General features: G+C 70.4%; 13 protein-coding genes and 5 pseudogenes. 13 read left to right on the top strand and 5 right to left on the bottom strand.

Annotated elements, in window-relative coordinates:
* From IEZ19_RS47320 to IEZ19_RS52230, 7 genes and pseudogenes are all read left to right on the top strand, one after another.
* A pseudogene (locus IEZ19_RS47320) lies at positions 1 to 114 on the top strand (phosphotyrosine protein phosphatase); the annotation flags it as partial.
* A 5-nt stretch (positions 115 to 119) separates the two neighbouring features.
* Positions 120 to 1,091 carry a thioredoxin-disulfide reductase gene (trxB, locus tag IEZ19_RS47315; RefSeq protein WP_373297181.1) on the top strand — a complete coding sequence of 324 codons (972 nt, stop codon included), beginning with the start codon at positions 120 to 122 and terminating at the stop codon, positions 1,089 to 1,091.
* Between the two features lie 497 nt (positions 1,092 to 1,588).
* Positions 1,589 to 3,109 (top strand): IPT/TIG domain-containing protein, encoded by a 1,521-nt coding sequence (locus IEZ19_RS47310; protein ID WP_189317560.1) that lies wholly within the window; start codon positions 1,589 to 1,591, stop codon positions 3,107 to 3,109.
* Positions 3,110 to 3,310: 201 nt separating this feature from the next.
* A pseudogene (locus IEZ19_RS52235) lies at positions 3,311 to 3,901 on the top strand (helix-turn-helix domain-containing protein); the annotation flags it as partial.
* A pseudogene (locus IEZ19_RS47305) lies at positions 3,874 to 4,265 on the top strand (transposase); the annotation flags it as partial. The pseudogenes IEZ19_RS52235 and IEZ19_RS47305, both read left to right, overlap by 28 nt.
* 190 nt (positions 4,266 to 4,455) lie before the next feature.
* A complete protein-coding gene (locus IEZ19_RS47300; protein ID WP_373297179.1) occupies positions 4,456 to 4,980 on the top strand; it encodes a helix-turn-helix domain-containing protein in 525 nt (174 codons plus the stop codon).
* A gap of 112 nt (positions 4,981 to 5,092) precedes the next feature.
* Positions 5,093 to 5,194 (top strand): annotated as a pseudogene (locus IEZ19_RS52230) (IS5/IS1182 family transposase); the annotation flags it as partial.
* Between the two features lie 12 nt (positions 5,195 to 5,206).
* On the opposite strand, the gene IEZ19_RS47295 reads toward IEZ19_RS52230, so the two are convergent.
* Positions 5,207 to 5,713, bottom strand: a complete 507-nt coding sequence (locus IEZ19_RS47295; RefSeq protein WP_100570946.1) for a DinB family protein — start codon at positions 5,711 to 5,713, stop codon at positions 5,207 to 5,209.
* 202 nt (positions 5,714 to 5,915) lie between these two features.
* On the opposite strand from IEZ19_RS47295, the gene IEZ19_RS47290 reads away from it, so the two are divergent.
* The 3 genes and pseudogenes from IEZ19_RS47290 (at position 5,916) to IEZ19_RS47280 (ending at position 7,080) form a co-directional block, all read left to right on the top strand.
* Positions 5,916 to 6,062, top strand: a complete 147-nt coding sequence (locus IEZ19_RS47290) for a hypothetical protein (protein ID WP_189317559.1) — start codon at positions 5,916 to 5,918, stop codon at positions 6,060 to 6,062.
* Between the two features lie 321 nt (positions 6,063 to 6,383).
* A pseudogene (locus tag IEZ19_RS52225) lies at positions 6,384 to 6,569 on the top strand (transposase family protein); the annotation flags it as partial.
* 94 nt (positions 6,570 to 6,663) lie between these two features.
* Positions 6,664 to 7,080, top strand: a complete 417-nt coding sequence (locus tag IEZ19_RS47280) for a hypothetical protein (protein ID WP_189317558.1) — start codon at positions 6,664 to 6,666, stop codon at positions 7,078 to 7,080.
* Here the strand turns inward: IEZ19_RS47280 and IEZ19_RS47275 are convergent.
* The 4 genes from IEZ19_RS47275 to IEZ19_RS47260 all read right to left on the bottom strand — a co-directional run bounded on the left by IEZ19_RS47275 (position 7,058) and on the right by IEZ19_RS47260 (position 10,285).
* Positions 7,058 to 7,495, bottom strand: coding sequence for a hypothetical protein (locus IEZ19_RS47275; RefSeq protein ID WP_229841655.1), 438 nt, complete (start codon positions 7,493 to 7,495; stop codon positions 7,058 to 7,060). The two genes, IEZ19_RS47280 and IEZ19_RS47275, sit on opposite strands and share 23 nt — an antisense overlap.
* A complete protein-coding gene (locus IEZ19_RS47270) occupies positions 7,453 to 8,223 on the bottom strand; it encodes a hypothetical protein (RefSeq protein WP_189317557.1) in 771 nt (256 codons plus the stop codon). The genes IEZ19_RS47275 and IEZ19_RS47270 overlap by 43 nt, the downstream gene beginning before the upstream one ends.
* A gap of 119 nt (positions 8,224 to 8,342) precedes the next feature.
* Positions 8,343 to 9,032 carry a response regulator gene (locus IEZ19_RS47265; protein WP_268248782.1) on the bottom strand — a complete coding sequence of 230 codons (690 nt, stop codon included), beginning with the start codon at positions 9,030 to 9,032 and terminating at the stop codon, positions 8,343 to 8,345.
* Entirely contained in the window at positions 9,029 to 10,285 is a 1,257-nt protein-coding gene (locus IEZ19_RS47260; RefSeq protein WP_189317556.1) for a sensor histidine kinase, read from the bottom strand. The genes IEZ19_RS47265 and IEZ19_RS47260 overlap by 4 nt, the downstream gene beginning before the upstream one ends.
* A 192-nt stretch (positions 10,286 to 10,477) precedes the next feature.
* On the opposite strand from IEZ19_RS47260, the gene IEZ19_RS47255 reads away from it, so the two are divergent.
* From IEZ19_RS47255 to IEZ19_RS47245, 3 genes are read left to right on the top strand one after another with little or no spacing between them, the layout of a single operon-like run.
* Positions 10,478 to 11,221, top strand: coding sequence for an ATP-binding cassette domain-containing protein (locus IEZ19_RS47255; protein WP_189317555.1), 744 nt, complete (start codon positions 10,478 to 10,480; stop codon positions 11,219 to 11,221).
* A complete protein-coding gene (locus IEZ19_RS47250) occupies positions 11,218 to 12,732 on the top strand; it encodes a hypothetical protein (protein WP_189317554.1) in 1,515 nt (504 codons plus the stop codon). The genes IEZ19_RS47255 and IEZ19_RS47250 overlap by 4 nt, the downstream gene beginning before the upstream one ends.
* Complete coding sequence (locus IEZ19_RS47245; RefSeq protein ID WP_189317553.1) at positions 12,729 to 13,343, top strand: hypothetical protein; 615 nt, start codon at positions 12,729 to 12,731, stop codon at positions 13,341 to 13,343. The genes IEZ19_RS47250 and IEZ19_RS47245 overlap by 4 nt, the downstream gene beginning before the upstream one ends.
* The last annotated feature ends 759 nt before the right edge of the window (positions 13,344 to 14,102 follow it).

Here is a 14,102-nt window from a genome sequence, read left to right as displayed (position 1 = left end):
GCGCTGGAGGACCCGGCCGGCAAGGGCGTCGAGGCCGTCCGCCCGATCCGCGACGAGATCCAGAAGCGCATCGAGGCCCTGATCGCCGAGATCGACGCCCAGCAGGAGGCCTGACCTCCGTGACGGACAACTCCATACGCGAGGTCATCGTCATCGGCTCCGGCCCCGCCGGATACACCGCCGCCCTGTACACCGCCCGCGCCCAGCTCAAGCCGCTGCTGTTCGGCAGCAGCATCTTCGTCGGCGGCTCGCTGACCACCACGACCGAGGTCGAGAACTTCCCCGGCTTCCCCGACGGCGTCGACGGGCCGGTCCTCATGGAGCACATGAGGACCCAGGCCGAGAAATTCGGCGCCCAGATGGTCGACGACGACATCATCGAGGCGGACCTGACCGGCGACATCAAGCTGCTGACCGACTCGACCGGCACCGTGCACCGCGCGCGAACCGTGATCATCGCGACCGGCTCCGGCTACCGCAAGCTCGGCCTGCCCCGCGAGGAGGAGCTGTCCGGCCGCGGGGTGTCCTGGTGCGCGACCTGCGACGGGTTCTTCTTCAAGGGCCACGACATCGCCGTGGTCGGTGGCGGCGACACCGCGATGGAGGAAGCCACCTTTCTGTCCCGCTTCGCCCGCTCGGTCACCGTCATCCACCGCCGCTCCGCGCTGCGGGCGTCGAAGGTCATGCAGAACCGGGCCTTCGCCGACGACAAGATCTCCTTCATCTTCGACAGCGAAGTGGCCGAGATCAAGGAGAGCGGCGGCAAGCTGGTCGGCGTGGTCCTGCGGGACGTCTTTACCGACGCCACTCGCGACCTGGACGTGACCGGTCTGTTCATCGCCATCGGCCACGATCCGCGCAGCGAGCTGTTCGCCGGTCAGCTCGACCTCGACTCCGCGGGCTACATCAAGGTCGCCGCGCCGTCGACGCGGACCAGCCTGCCCGGCGTGTTCGCCGCCGGAGACGTCGTCGACCACACCTACCGCCAGGCCATCACCGCCGCCGGCACCGGCGCGGCCGCAGCCCTGGACGCCGAGCGCCACCTCGCCGCCCGGAAGGCCGCCGAGCTGGAACCCGCCGCAGCGATCTGAGCCCCGCCGGGTAGCGAGACCCACACGTCTCGCTACCCGCTCAGCCTGCCATCGGCAGCGTGCAGATCAGCATGCACAAGCGCCAATGAGCGTCCAGGGCTCGCACGACTGACCCCGCCCGCCCATCCCGCCGTTGCTGGACACCGTTCCCGAACACCCGTAGCCCGGTGCAAGACACCCCGCTGAGCGGTGTTCGGGAACCGATCCTCCTACACGAACAGGCTGACTGTCGGCCTGCCCGTCGACACGGAGGCGCGGTCCGCGTCGGCGGGGCGCAGTCCGGCCTGGTACTGGGCCAAGAGCCTGAAATCCGCGGCGCCGCGGGGCCGCAAAGTGTCGGGCGGCCGAACACCGCGAAACAGGATGAATACGATCAACGCGACATTCGGCGTGCCGTACACCCGTCAGGACGCGGGTCCGGAGGCCGGGGCCTGTGGAGTTCCGTACGGAGCGGCCGCCGCGGCCCACTTCGCCCTGGTGACATGCAAGGAGCACGTATGACGAAGGCGCCCCAGTCCGACCCGACGCCCGCCCAGGTCACTATGACCCTCGCCGCAATCGCCGCCACTGCGGCGACCCCGCGCCCGTCGGGCGAAACCCTGCAAGACCAGGCCCAGCGCGCCAAGCGCGGCATCACCGCCCAGCTGATGGACCCCTCCCTCGCCACGGGCGGCAAGTGGCAGCCGAGGTGGCTGGCGCTCAGCCCGGACAACGCGAACCTCGCGTACATCGCCTCGAACTCCGACTTGAACCAGTTCGCCGTGGTCGTCCGCGGCACGATCGACAATCCGCTCGACATGATGGAGGACCTGGACGTCGGCACGGTGGTGCCGTTCACCGCCGGCGGATCGAAGGACGTCGCCGTCTCGGCCGGCGCCATGGCCGCGTTCACTCAGGTCGCCACTGCGAGCGTCCCTTTTGGCACGACCCTCACGCAAGCACTCACGAACATCCTCGCTTCCCCCGCAACAAAGCCCCAGCCGACGGTCTACGTGACCGGCCACAGCCTCGGCGGCTGCATCGCCACCATGCTGGCCACGTACCTCCAAGCCCAGCCCTCGTTTCCGAAGAATCCGAAGTTCGCGCTCGTCACCTTCGCCGCCCCCACCGCCGGCCTGCAGAGCTTCGCCGATTACGTCAACTCCCGGCCGTGGAGTCTGAACGAGCGCTACTTCAACCAGTACGACGTGGTCCCGCAGGCCTGGGTCGAGTCCGATCTGCTATACGCCAGGGATCACTGGTACTGGGACCCGAAACTACCGGGACCGAAGGCCAACGCAGAGGTGAAGGGCCTGCTGGATGTGATCATCGGGCTCCGGAAGGGCAACGACTACGTCCAGCCCGGCACCCGAAAGCCGCTGAACGCGGACTACTCGAATCACGACAAGACGCTCGTCCACGAGACCACCGCAGACTTCCTGGGCCAGGTCGCGTTCCAGCACGCCAACTCCACGTACCTGACCCTGCTGGGCGCGTCCGACGTCGCCCCCGGGCCGGTGGTGACCGCGGTGAACCCCACCGCCGGAAAGAGCGGTACACAGGTCACCATCACCGGCAGCGGATTCAGTAAGGAAAGCGTCGTCGTCGACTTCGGCCCGATCCCGTGTAAGTTCAACCGCGACTCCGATACGCAGATCACCGCGACCGTTCCCGACGGGACCGGCATCGTCGATGTCCGTGTCACCACCGACCTCGGCACATCGCCCGCCGTTCCGCTGGGGCAGTTCGCCTACGACGGACCCCCGCCCGTAGTGGTCAGCGCGGTCAGCCCGACCAGCGGGAGGGTCCTCACACCGGTCAACATCACCGGCTCGGGCTTCGCCCAGGGGGCGACCGTGCGGTTCAAGGACAAAACAGTCGACCCGGAGAAGGTGGACGTCAAGGGTCCGACCCTGATCCACGCGACGGTGCCGGGGCAAGACAAGCTCGACTCGAACACGGTGGACGTCACCGTGACGGTCGGCGTGGCCACGTCGCCTACCGGCCCACACGACGAATTCACGTACGAGGGTTTGTAGATGGGCTTGAGTGCCTTGGAGAGCCTTGTCCCAGTCCTGATGGCCCGGCAGATTCGGCTTGGGCCAACAGGCCGGCCCGAGACGACGATCCACCGATCAAATAGGGCTCTTCTGCCGTATGTGTGGGTGCCTGACCAGCCCGGATACGTGAAACACGCCGTCTTACGCATATGGTTCAAGGTCTCTGAGGTCAAGATCCACATGCAGGAAGACGGCGTGTCTGCGAACAGGATATGGAAAGAGCTCCTGACGGTCGAACGGGCCGTGGTCGAGCAGGTCGAGATCGACCAGGACGCGGGTGTGCTGGTCGCCCGGGTGCGGCCTGTGGTGCGGGAGCGGAACCGGTGCGGGATCTGCCGCCGCCCCGGGCGCGGCTACGACCAGGGGCGCGGGCGGCGTCGCTGGCGGTGTCTGGACGCGGGCACGATGAAGGTGTTTCTGGAGGCCGAGCTGCCCCGGATGCGCTGCCGTGCGCACGGGGTGGTGGCCGCCGCAGTGCCCTGGGCCCGGCACGGGGCCGGCCACACGCGGGTCTTCGACCAGCAGGCCGCCTGGATGGCCGCCGAGTGCTCCAAGTCGGCCGTCGCGCAGTTGATGCGCATCTCCTGGCGCACGGTGGGGGCGATCGTTGAGCGGTTTGTCGCCGACCGGGACGCCGAGGTGGACCGGCTGGCGGGCCTGCGCCGGATCGGCATTGACGAGATCTCCTACCGCAAGGGGCAGCGATACATGACCGTGGTGGTCGACCATCACACCCGGCGGGCGGCCGCAAGCGGAGCATCGTCACCGACACCCTCGGACTGCTGCCGGCACCCACCTGGCCGACCAGGTGGCCGCCGCCCACCCCACCATCCGCAAGGTCTGGGTGAACGGCGGCTACCGCCAGCACCTCGTCGAGCACGCCGCCACCCTCGGCATCGACATGGAAATCGTCCAACGCGCCCCCGGAACCAGGGGATTCACCCCGCTACCCAAACGCTGGACCGTGGAGCGGACCTACGGGTGGCTGATGTTCCACCGCCGCCTGGCCCGTGACTACGAAACCCTGCCCGCCCGCTCCGAAGCCATGATCCACCTCGCCATGACCGACCTGATGGCCCGCCGACTGACCAACGAAGCCACCATCTCCTGGCGCGACCCGACACCCCGGGATTAAACACCTATTCCGGGATGAAACATCGGGAGAAAACGACCTCTAACGACCTGGTGAGCAATGCCGGTGGTCGTGGTCGGCCCGTGACGTGAGAAGGGCCGCACGAGTTGGGTGAGTTGTGACGCTTACCTGGGCCGGTGCGGCCTGTTCCCATCCTGCCCTGTCGGGGGTCTCTCGCGCACACTTCGGCGAGTTGCTCGAAGAACTCGCCCCGAAGTGGCAGGCCGCGCGTGAGTCGGTGCTGCGCGAGCGCCGGGGTGGGGAGCGGCGGCGGGCCGCCGGGGCCGGGCGCAAGCAACGGCTGGTGTTCGTGGACAGGCTGCTGGTCACCCTGGTTCACCTGCGGCTCGGGCTGCCGCACGCGGCGCTCGCCGAGCTGTACCGGGTCGACCGCTCCACCGTCTCCGGCGCGGTGCGCGAGGTCCGCCCGTTGCTGGCGGCCCGCGGGTTCGCCATCCCTGACCGGCCAGGTCTGCGGATCCGTAGCCTGGAGGACCTGTTCGCCTACGCCGACGCCGGAGGCGTCGAGTTGCGGATCGACGGCACCGAGGTCCAAGTCCGCCGCCCGCGCGCCGGTCGCCCGGGCCGCAAGGCGTTCGTGTCAGGCAAGAAGAAGCAGAACACCATCAAGACCACCACCTTCAGCGACGGCCAAGGCCGCACCCTGCTCAGCGGGGTGGTCCGGCTGCGATCTCTCGGTTTCGGGACAGTGGTGTGAGAGACAGTGGGGCGTTGGTGTGTTGCCGCTGGTCGGTGGCTGTTTCGGTGTGTGGGGCCACTGTCCTGAGGTGAGAGATCCGGGGTGTAAGTACTGTCACCGGGCGATATATGTGCAGAACTCCTGGGCCGTGGCCACGAGGTTCGACAAGCGCGGCTACATCTTCCACGGCACCGTCACGGTCGCCTCGATCCGACTCTGGCTCCGCCCGTGATCTCCGCCGGATCTAGTCGCCGGTCGTGCCGTCGAGCATCTCGCGCAGGATGTCCAGGTGGCCATTGTGGCGGGCTGTCTCCTCGGTGAGGTGGAGGAGGATCCAGCGCAGGTCGACGTGGAGGCCGTTGCGGATGGTTCCCTCGGCCTGCTTGTCCAGGTCGTTCCCGGCGACCAGTTCGCGGTAGCGGGCGCTCTGTTCGGCGTATTCGTCGAGCAACTGCGTGAGCGGGAAGTCGACGGCGATACGCATCTCGCGGTCGGGGTCCTCATCCGTCATGGGGGCTCGGTCTTCCTCGCCGAGGAAGACCACCTGGAACCAGTAGTACTCGACCCAGCGGAGGTGGTTGATCACTCCGCTCATGGTCATCAGCGGTGAGCCCGGCAGGAGCGCCTTGCGGGCGTTTTCCGCGGAGACGCCGTCGCACTTGGCGCGGGCGATGTCCCGTGCGTAGTCGAGGAACGTGGTGAGCTGGGTGCGCTCGTCCCATGTGGGCGGCGTGTCGTTGATTCTGGTCATCGCGCGAAGCATCCCCAACCACCGCGCCCGCTGTCGAGGTATTTACCGACGGACCCCACCTGCTCCACCCAGCGTCTTCTCCAGCGGGGCGCTACAGCGATTCAGCGCCGACGGGCCGCCCGGCATGATCCGCCGGACAGGCCCTAGTCGGGACCCATACACCCCAGACAAGACCAGCCCCTACACACAGCCATACGCCTACGTGGAGAACATGCCGACCAGCCGCACCGACTCCAGCGGCATGTGCAGCATCACCGCACAGATGAAGGACCTCTTCACAGGCAACTTCGGCTGGAACAACAACTGCGCCCAGGAAGACCGCGAAACCGCCACCAAACCCCCCGCCTAAGGGGCGGCGTGCGCTGGGCTGCTTCCGGCAGGCGGTGTTCGTCCTGCGCTGGTTCATCGACGGCTCGCGCCTTGCCCAACTCGCTTGCGACAACGGCCTGTCGACCTCCACCGCCTACCGTTATCTCCACGAAGGGCTGACCGTCCTGGCCGCCAGGGCGCCAGACCTGGCCACCGCGCTGGAGCGTGCGAAAGAAGCCGGGCTGACGCACCTGAACCTCGACGGCACCGTCATCCGCACCGACCGCGTCGCCGCCCCGGCCCCGGCCCCAACGGAGCCGACCTGTGGTGGTCCGGAAAGCACAAGCACCACGGCGGGAACGTGCAGGTCATCGCCACTCCGGACGGCTGGCCGATCTGGGTCTCGCCCGTCCGCCCGGGCAGGGAGTACGACACCACCTGCGCCCGCCACCACGGCCTGATCGACGCCCTCAACCGCATCGCGGCCGAGCTGGACATGCCGACCCTGGTCGATCTCGGGTACGAGAACGCCGGCGACGGCTTCCGCCACCCGCACAAGAAGCCCGTCGGAGGTGAGCTGACCGAGGTCCAGCAGACCTACAACCGGTCCGGCCGACCAGACGACGCCGGTCCTGCTCGGCGTGCTGAGCGCCGCAGTAGCCATCGGCATCGCCGTCACCGGCTGGAAACTGGCCCGCCGCTGGCGCCGCATCGACAACCATCGCGCCGACCTCACCGAACTGGCACAACTCCTGCGCAGCATCCAGGTACAGATCCAGCTGCTGGCCGACGCGGACACGGTCGCGACCATCGCCGACTGCCAGGCGCTGCGGATTCTGAAGTACGAACTCACGGGCGCCGACGTCTCGTTCGCCCCGGCCGCGGCCGGGGCGGTCACCGACGTGATCCGCCGCCTCGACGACCTGCTCGGCGAGGCCTCCACGACCACCGGCGCAGCTACTCTCACCCGAGCCCGGGCGCAGGGGCGGGCCGTCCAAGCAGCCCTCGCCGCGATCACCGCCGCACAGGCCGTGATCAGCCGTCTGCGCCGCCAGTGAACGCACGCCGGCGGGCAGGCGCCGAGGGACAGTCGATGACGGGGAACGTCATGTGGCCGCCGCTCGCGGTGAACACCACCAAGGCCGGGGTGCCGGCCCAGAACGGGGACACATCGACCAACTGCTCCCCGTCGAGCGAGGACAGCCAGACACGCACGCCGGGCAAGCTGGTGGCATACATGGTCAACTCCCACGCCTCCGTGGCGTGTCCGCGGGTACTCGCCCGCGCGAGCACCTCGTCGGGCCGGTCGGCCGTGGACAGCACGAGCCGGCTGCCGTCGTAGACGAGGCGCACCCCGTTGGATCCGCGCTCGCGCCATCCCGGCACCGCGGCGATCACCCGCAGCAGGTCAGCGATCGCCACCTGGGCCATCAGCGTGCCTTCGACGGCTGCGGCGGCCGCGGGGTGTCGCACCCGAACTTCCACAGCTGAGCGAAGCGCTCGAGCATCGACCCCTCCGACTCCCCGTCCCACACGCCCTGAAGCCACAGCGGGGCGGCGTCGAGGCGCTCGCAGATCACGATGCTTTCCGGCTGCTCGGTCAGGCCGCTGCGGTCCAGCTCGGCGAGATCGCCGCCCGGCCCGTATTTGCGATACAGCTCCGCCAGCCAGTCACGGTTGCGGGTCGCGAAGGCTTCGAGCTGCGCGATGTAGTCGGCCTGGTCCTCGGCAGCGATCGCGGTGAGCACGACGGGCAGGATCTCCAGCGACGCCTCGCGGCTGTAGTCGGTACGGCCCGTCAGCTCGGTGAAGATCCGCTCGGCCATGGCCAGGACTTGCTCCACCTGCTTCTGCGGAGCCTCGTCGATCGGGGTAGAAGAGCTGTGGGCGGGGAGTGCTGCCGGTGCCGTGGGTCGGGCGGCTGGCCTGGCACGGGCGATGGTGCGGTCGGCGATGTGCGCAAGCTCGGCGGCCGCGGCCTGCACCGCAGCCACCCAGCCGTGTAGGGCCGGCGCGGCGCTCTTCTCGGGAGGCTGCTCGGCAAGCTCGAGGACATCGCCCTGCGCGCCCTCGAGGGCGCCGGCCTGGATGAGAGCGAGTAACTCCTGGGTCTTTTCCGGGGCGACGCCAGCGCTGTCGAGGAGGGACGTCACCTGCTGGATCGCGGCGGCGGCGCGATCGCCGTACACGGTGCCACCCACGCCTACGACAAGGCCCTGGACGACTACCTCCGACGAGCCGGGCTAGCCGTCTGAACAGCCAAAACCTGCCCATCACACAAACTTGACCCGATCAAGACGGCTTCGCGCGTCCAAGCCTCCTAGGGGGCCCCTGGCGTGACGAGGCCGCTTTCGTACGCGACCACGACGGCTTGGGCCCGGTCGCGCAGACCGAGCTTGGCCAGGATCCGGCCGACGTAGGTCTTGGTGGTCTGCTGGGCGATGACTAGCGCTTCGCTGATCTCGGTGTTGGACAGACCGCGGGCGATCAGCCGCAGGACCTCGGTCTCCCGCTGGGTGAGCACGCCGAGCGCGGGTGCGGGCGGCTGGTCCTGACGCGGAAGCCGGGCGAAGTCAGCGATCAGGCGCCGGGTCACCGACGGGGCGAGCAGTGCCTCGCCAGCGGCCACCACCCGGACCGCTTGCACCAGTTCGGCCGCGGTCGCGTCCTTGAGCAGGAATCCGCTGGCCCCGGCCCGCAGCGCCTCGTACACGTAGTCGTCGAGGTCGAAGGTTGTGAGCATCAGTACCCGCGGCCGCTCCTCCCCGACCGTGTCGCGCAGGATCTCCCTGGCCGCCTGGAGTCCGTCCATGACCGGCATCCGCACGTCCATGAGTATGACGTCGGGCGACAGCAGCTGCGCCTGGGACACTGCGTCTGCCCCATCGACGGCCTGGCCCACGACCTGGAGGCCCGGTTGGGTGGCGAGTACCGCGGCGAAGCCCTCGCGCACCATGGCCTGATCGTCCGCGATCAGGCAGCGCGTGTCGGTGGGCCCGGCCGCGCTCACGGGGTCCCGCCGAGCGGGAGCACCACGGACACCTCGAACCCGCCGGCCGGCGTAGGCCCGGCCGACAGCGACCCGCCGAGCAGCGCCACCCGCTCACGCATTCCGGTCAGGCCGTGGCCGCGCTCGCGCTCGTGCCCCGAGGGGGCGACCGGACCGCCCGGGCCGTTGGCCACCCGAAGCTGGACGGCTCGTGCGTCCTGATCCACCGACACCGTGACGGCGGCGCCCGGGGCGTGCCTGCTCGCGTTCGACAACGACTCCTGCACGATCCGGTACACGCAGATCCCGACGCCGGCAGGCACCGTGTCGAGCTCCACCGGCACGGACAGCGCCACCTCCACGCCCGCCCGCCGGGCGGAATCGACGAGCGCCGGCAGGTCGGTCAGCCGGGGCTGCGGCGCGAGCCCGGCCGGTTGGTCCTGGCGCAGGACGCCGAGCAGTCGCCGCATCTCCATCAGCGCCTCGCGGGCCACCTCGCTCAGCGCGCCGAACTCGGCGCGAACCGGCTCCGGCAGTTCGGCAACCCGGTAGGGCGCGGTCTCGGCCTGGACCGCGATCAGTGACAGGTGATGGGCGACCACATCGTGCAGCTCCCTGGCGATCCGCGTGCGCTCCTCCAGCACGGCGCGCCGCGACCGCTCGGTGTCGGTGCGCACGGTCTGCGTGACGAGTGCGCGCTGGGTGCGCAGCCGGGAGCCGACGCTGTCCACCGCGATCGCGGCGGCCGTGAACACGATCGTGGCGCTGGCCGGGCCGTGCAGGTTCGGGATGTCCCTGATCAGCCACGCGCACCAGGGGATGAGCGTCAGCGCCCACATCCACCACAGCGCCGCCCGCCGCTGACGGACCGCCGCCAGGCAGAAGGCCACGAGCAGCGCGAGCACCTGCGGCGGGCCCCACGGCCAGCCACCCCACCAGGCGGCGGGCAGCAGCGGCGAGAGCAGCAGGGCCAGCCACCCGGTCCGCCAGGCCGCCATCGGGTACGTCGCCACAAGCAGCAGCGGCAGCACCGTCACGAGGGCGAGCGTCACCAGCCATACACCGGCCGGAGCCTGGCCGCCGTCGGCGGCCACCTGGTTCACGTGGGTCGCGTTGACGAGGCACAGCACCAGCGTCGCCGCAGCGAGCGCGACGTACGCCGCCCGGCGCTCCTGCTGCGAGCGCGGACGCCATGCCGGGGCCGGATCAGGGCCGGCCAACACCTGACGGAGGGCGGGCCAGACCGCCCGCGCGCTCCCCTGCAGCCGTTTCACGATCTCAGCGTAGGGGGCCGGGCTCGTCCGATCATCAGCCCTGGATGGTCATACCCCGGTATCACTCCGCCCGCGCCCGGGTCGGACTGCCCACCGTGGTAGCACCGCGGATCGCGCTCCCTGGTGTGACGACCCGGTCCCGGCTCGGCGGGCAGCCTTGGCCGTCTCACCGATTCCGCAGGGAGGAGCGCGATGAACGTCGAGATCACCGGCCTAACCCGGCGCTTTGGCACGGTCAAGGCGGTGGCCGGGGTGGACCTGCAGGCCGGTCCCGGGGTGTTCGGGCTGCTGGGGCCGAACGGCGCAGGCAAGACCTCACTGCTGCGGATGATGGCGACGGCGATGCCGCCCTCCTCGGGCGGCCTGCGGCTGCTCGGCCGAGATCCCGGCAGCTACGGCCCTCGCCGCGAGATCCGGCGCAGGCTCGGCTACCTGCCGCAGAATCCCGGCTACTACCCGGGGTTCACCGTAGCCGAGTACGTCGAATACTTCGCGCTGCTGAAGGAGGTGCCGCCGGCCCGGATCCGCGTCGCGGTCGCGGCCGCGATCGACAGGGTCGAACTCGGCGACAGGAGGAAAACCAGGCTGCGCACCCTGTCCGGCGGCATGCTGCGCCGGGCCGGCATCGCGCAGGCGATCGTCAACGAGCCAGAGCTGCTGCTGCTCGACGAGCCGACCGCGGGCCTCGACCCGGAGCAGCGCGTGGCGTTCCGGGCACTGCTGCGGGACCTGGGGCAGCGCGCGACCGTCGTGGTGAGCACGCACCTGGTCGAGGATGTCGCGGCCGCCTGCGCCCAGGTCGCTCTGATGGACAGGGGCAGGATCGTCTTCCACGGGACGCCGGACGGGCTCGCCGCCCGCGGCGACGGCGGGCACTCCGGGGACACCCCGATCGAGCGCGGATACAGCGCCGTCCTCGCGCAGACCCGGTCATGACCGCGGCGACCATCGCTCCGGCGGCGTCCCGGCTGCTGCGGCTGGAGCTGCGCCACAACGCGATGGCGTGGCTGCTGCCGGTCGTAATCGGGCTGTTCTGGCTCACCACGTACCGCAAGGACATGGCCATGCCGCCGATGTGGAACCTGCGCGCGGCCGGACTGCAGAGCGGCGCCGTGCTCGACTTCGCCGTCCCGGTGACCGGCGCTGCGGCCTGGATGGCGTCGCGGGAGGTCCGCCACCGCGTCACCGACCAGGTGACGATCACCGCCCGGCCACGGTGGGCGCGGCTGCTCGCCCCCTGGGTCGCCACCACGATCTGGGCCATGGTGGCCTACCTGGGCTGCGTGGCCGTCCTGTACGGGGTGACGGCGCACCAGGCGAGCTGGGGCGGCCCACTATGGTGGCCGGCCGTGGTGGCCGCCGCGAGCCTGCCCGCGTTCTCGGCCCTCGGGTTCGTCCTGGGGACCTTCCTGCCCAGCCGGTTCACCGCGCCGCTGGCGGCCATCGCCGCCTTCTTCCTCCTCGCGCTGAGCACCGAGCTGATCCATGGCAGCCAGTCCGCCTGGCAGATCTCACCGATCGTCACGGGGCCGTGGGACCTGGGCCCGCAGGCAGGCGTGGCGGTGTTCTATCCCTTCGCCCCCGACCTGTGCATCGCGCAGATGACGTTCCTGGTCGGGGTCACCGTCGCACTGCTCGGTGTTCCCGCCCTGCCCGCAGGGTCGGCGGGCCGCGCGGTGCGCCTGGCCGCGGCCTGCCTCACCGGGGCGGCCCTGCTGGCAGCCGGGACCGCAGTCGGGCTGGCCGGAACCGGCACCATGGACGCGCACGGAATGATCGACATCCCGGCCCTGCACGACGCCGCCGACGATCAACCGCTCCGGTTCACGCCGGTGTGCAGCGACACGACCATCCCGGTCTGCCTCAATCCGGCCTACGCCGGCTTCCTGCCCGCCACGACGGACGCCCTGGCGCCGCTGCTGAACCAACTGGCGGGCCTGCCGGGCGCGCCGGACAGGATCCTCCAGGTGGGCGTGACCTATCAGCAGGACACCGGCAACGGCGTCATCATCCGGCAGGACGGACCTCGCTCCGGCGCCACCCCGTCGACGGCCCACCTGGTGTTTCCCGAACAGCTGCCGGAACCCTCCATGACGGCCGATCAGATGGCAAGCCAACTGGCGGAGTCGTTCGCCCCGGACCTCGTGGCCCGCGTCATCGGCAACGGGCGCGGCACCTCCCAGGCACAGAACGCGGTGGCCAGGGCGCTGCTGACGGCAGCCGGCCTGCCCGACGTCGTGGACCGGACGGCTTCCACCGGAACGGGCCGGTCAGACGGGCCGGGCGGGGCGGACGCGAGCGGGCAGCCGGACGTGGCACCGGGAACCCCGGCCTACGCGGCGGCCGAACGCTTCGCCGCGCTGCCGGCCTCGGCACGACACGCGTGGCTCGTCCAGCACCTGGCCGCGCTGCGCGCCGGCCGGATCACACCGGCGCAGATCCCGTGATCGGGGCCCGCCTGGTGTGGCTGTACGCCGTGGGCCGCCGGGTCCCGTTCGCCGTGTCGGCGATGGCGGTGTGCGCCGCCGGGCTGCGGATCGCGCTCCTGGGGCACTGGGACGCCTACGGCGCGCTGCAGCTGCCGCTGATCTTCGAGGCCGCCGCCGCGGTGTGCGTCGCGGCCACCGCGGCGAGCCCGTTCGGCGAGCCGGAGCGCGTGGCCGGTCCGTGGCTGCCGTTCCTGCGGCTGGCCGTCACGGCGGCGCTGACCGCGGCGGCGATCGGCCTGCTGGCCGCCGCCGGAACCGGCGGGCACCTGTCCGGCGGCACGCTGGACGTGCTGCGCAACGTCGCCGGGATGACCGGCATCGGCCTGCTGTGCGCCGCCGGTCTCGGCGGCGGCCTGGCCTGGACGGGACCGACGGGATATCTGGTGGCGGCGGTGTACGCGCTCTACACGCAGTGGCACCCGCCCGGCCTTACTACCCCGTGGCTATGGCCGGCCCGGCCGCCGCACGACCTGGGCGGTGCTCTGTGCGCCGGATCGGTGTTCATCTGCGGGCTCGCCGTTGTCACCGCGCGCGGAGCCCGTGACCCCGGCGCTCCCGCCTCGACATGACACCGAGCGTGGAGCGCGTCCAGGTCCAGGACCTCGAGTGCACGCGGCGGTGGATCGCAGACGAAGAGCGGCGCGAGCAGGAGCGGCAGACCGGCCCGCCTATCCGAAGAGGCCGGCGGCACCTGGCGCCACTATGCCCCGGCGACCACTCACGGTGACCACGAGCCCTCAGCAGCTGAGGAATACGCGACTCCTGATTACGCGAGGTCGACAGTTCCGGTTCCGTGAGAGCGCCGCAGACCTCACCGACCAGATCCGCGCTGCCATCGAAGCCGCAGCCTTCACCTGGCGTCCCGACATCCAAGCCTTCACTCACCCGGGCCAGGACCGCGAGACAGGCGCACGCATCGCCGCACTGCTCGCAGGCCTTGGACACAACGTCCTGGCCTACTGACGCCCACAGGCATCACCACCAGCCCCGGCGGCGAGCCAACCCGCGAGCGGGCCCCGCCACGGGAATCGCGCGGGACCGCATACCCGCGCGGTGTCCTTTCCGGTGTCCCAGAGCGTGCTGGACGGGTGATCGTTCTCCCGGTGGGTCGCCCCGATGGCATGGCACCGGTGACAGAGGTCTCTCGCTGTTCGTGTGCATGGATGGGCCGATTCCGTCGTCTCATCACGTGCCTGGCCTCATCCGCCCGAAGTCCGTCCAGCCGTCACAAGGGATCACGGCGTTGTCAACGGTCATCGGGCGGCCGCGCACGGCGGCCGGCGCAACCTGTGGCTGCGCACCATGGACCGACTGGTCCTGGGCTTCGC

The organism is Streptomyces brasiliensis (assembly GCF_014647875.1).
GTDB classification, from domain to species: Bacteria; Actinomycetota; Actinomycetes; order Streptomycetales; family Streptomycetaceae; genus Streptomyces; species Streptomyces brasiliensis.
The sequence above is the reverse complement of the archived record's forward strand: the minus strand, read 5'-3'. Positions and strand labels throughout refer to the sequence as shown.

Bases quoted from the DNA above. Each gene is read 5' to 3' on its own strand.
- IEZ19_RS47255 (WP_189317555.1), top strand. From the start codon at position 10,478: ATGAACGTCGAGATCACCGGCCTAACCCGGCGCTTTGGCACGGTCAAG.
- IEZ19_RS47295 (WP_100570946.1), bottom strand. From the start codon at position 5,713: ATGACCAGAATCAACGACACGCCGCCCACATGGGACGAGCGCACCCAG.
- IEZ19_RS47310 (WP_189317560.1), top strand. From the start codon at position 1,589: ATGACGAAGGCGCCCCAGTCCGACCCGACGCCCGCCCAGGTCACTATG.
- IEZ19_RS47250 (WP_189317554.1), top strand. From the start codon at position 11,218: ATGACCGCGGCGACCATCGCTCCGGCGGCGTCCCGGCTGCTGCGGCTG.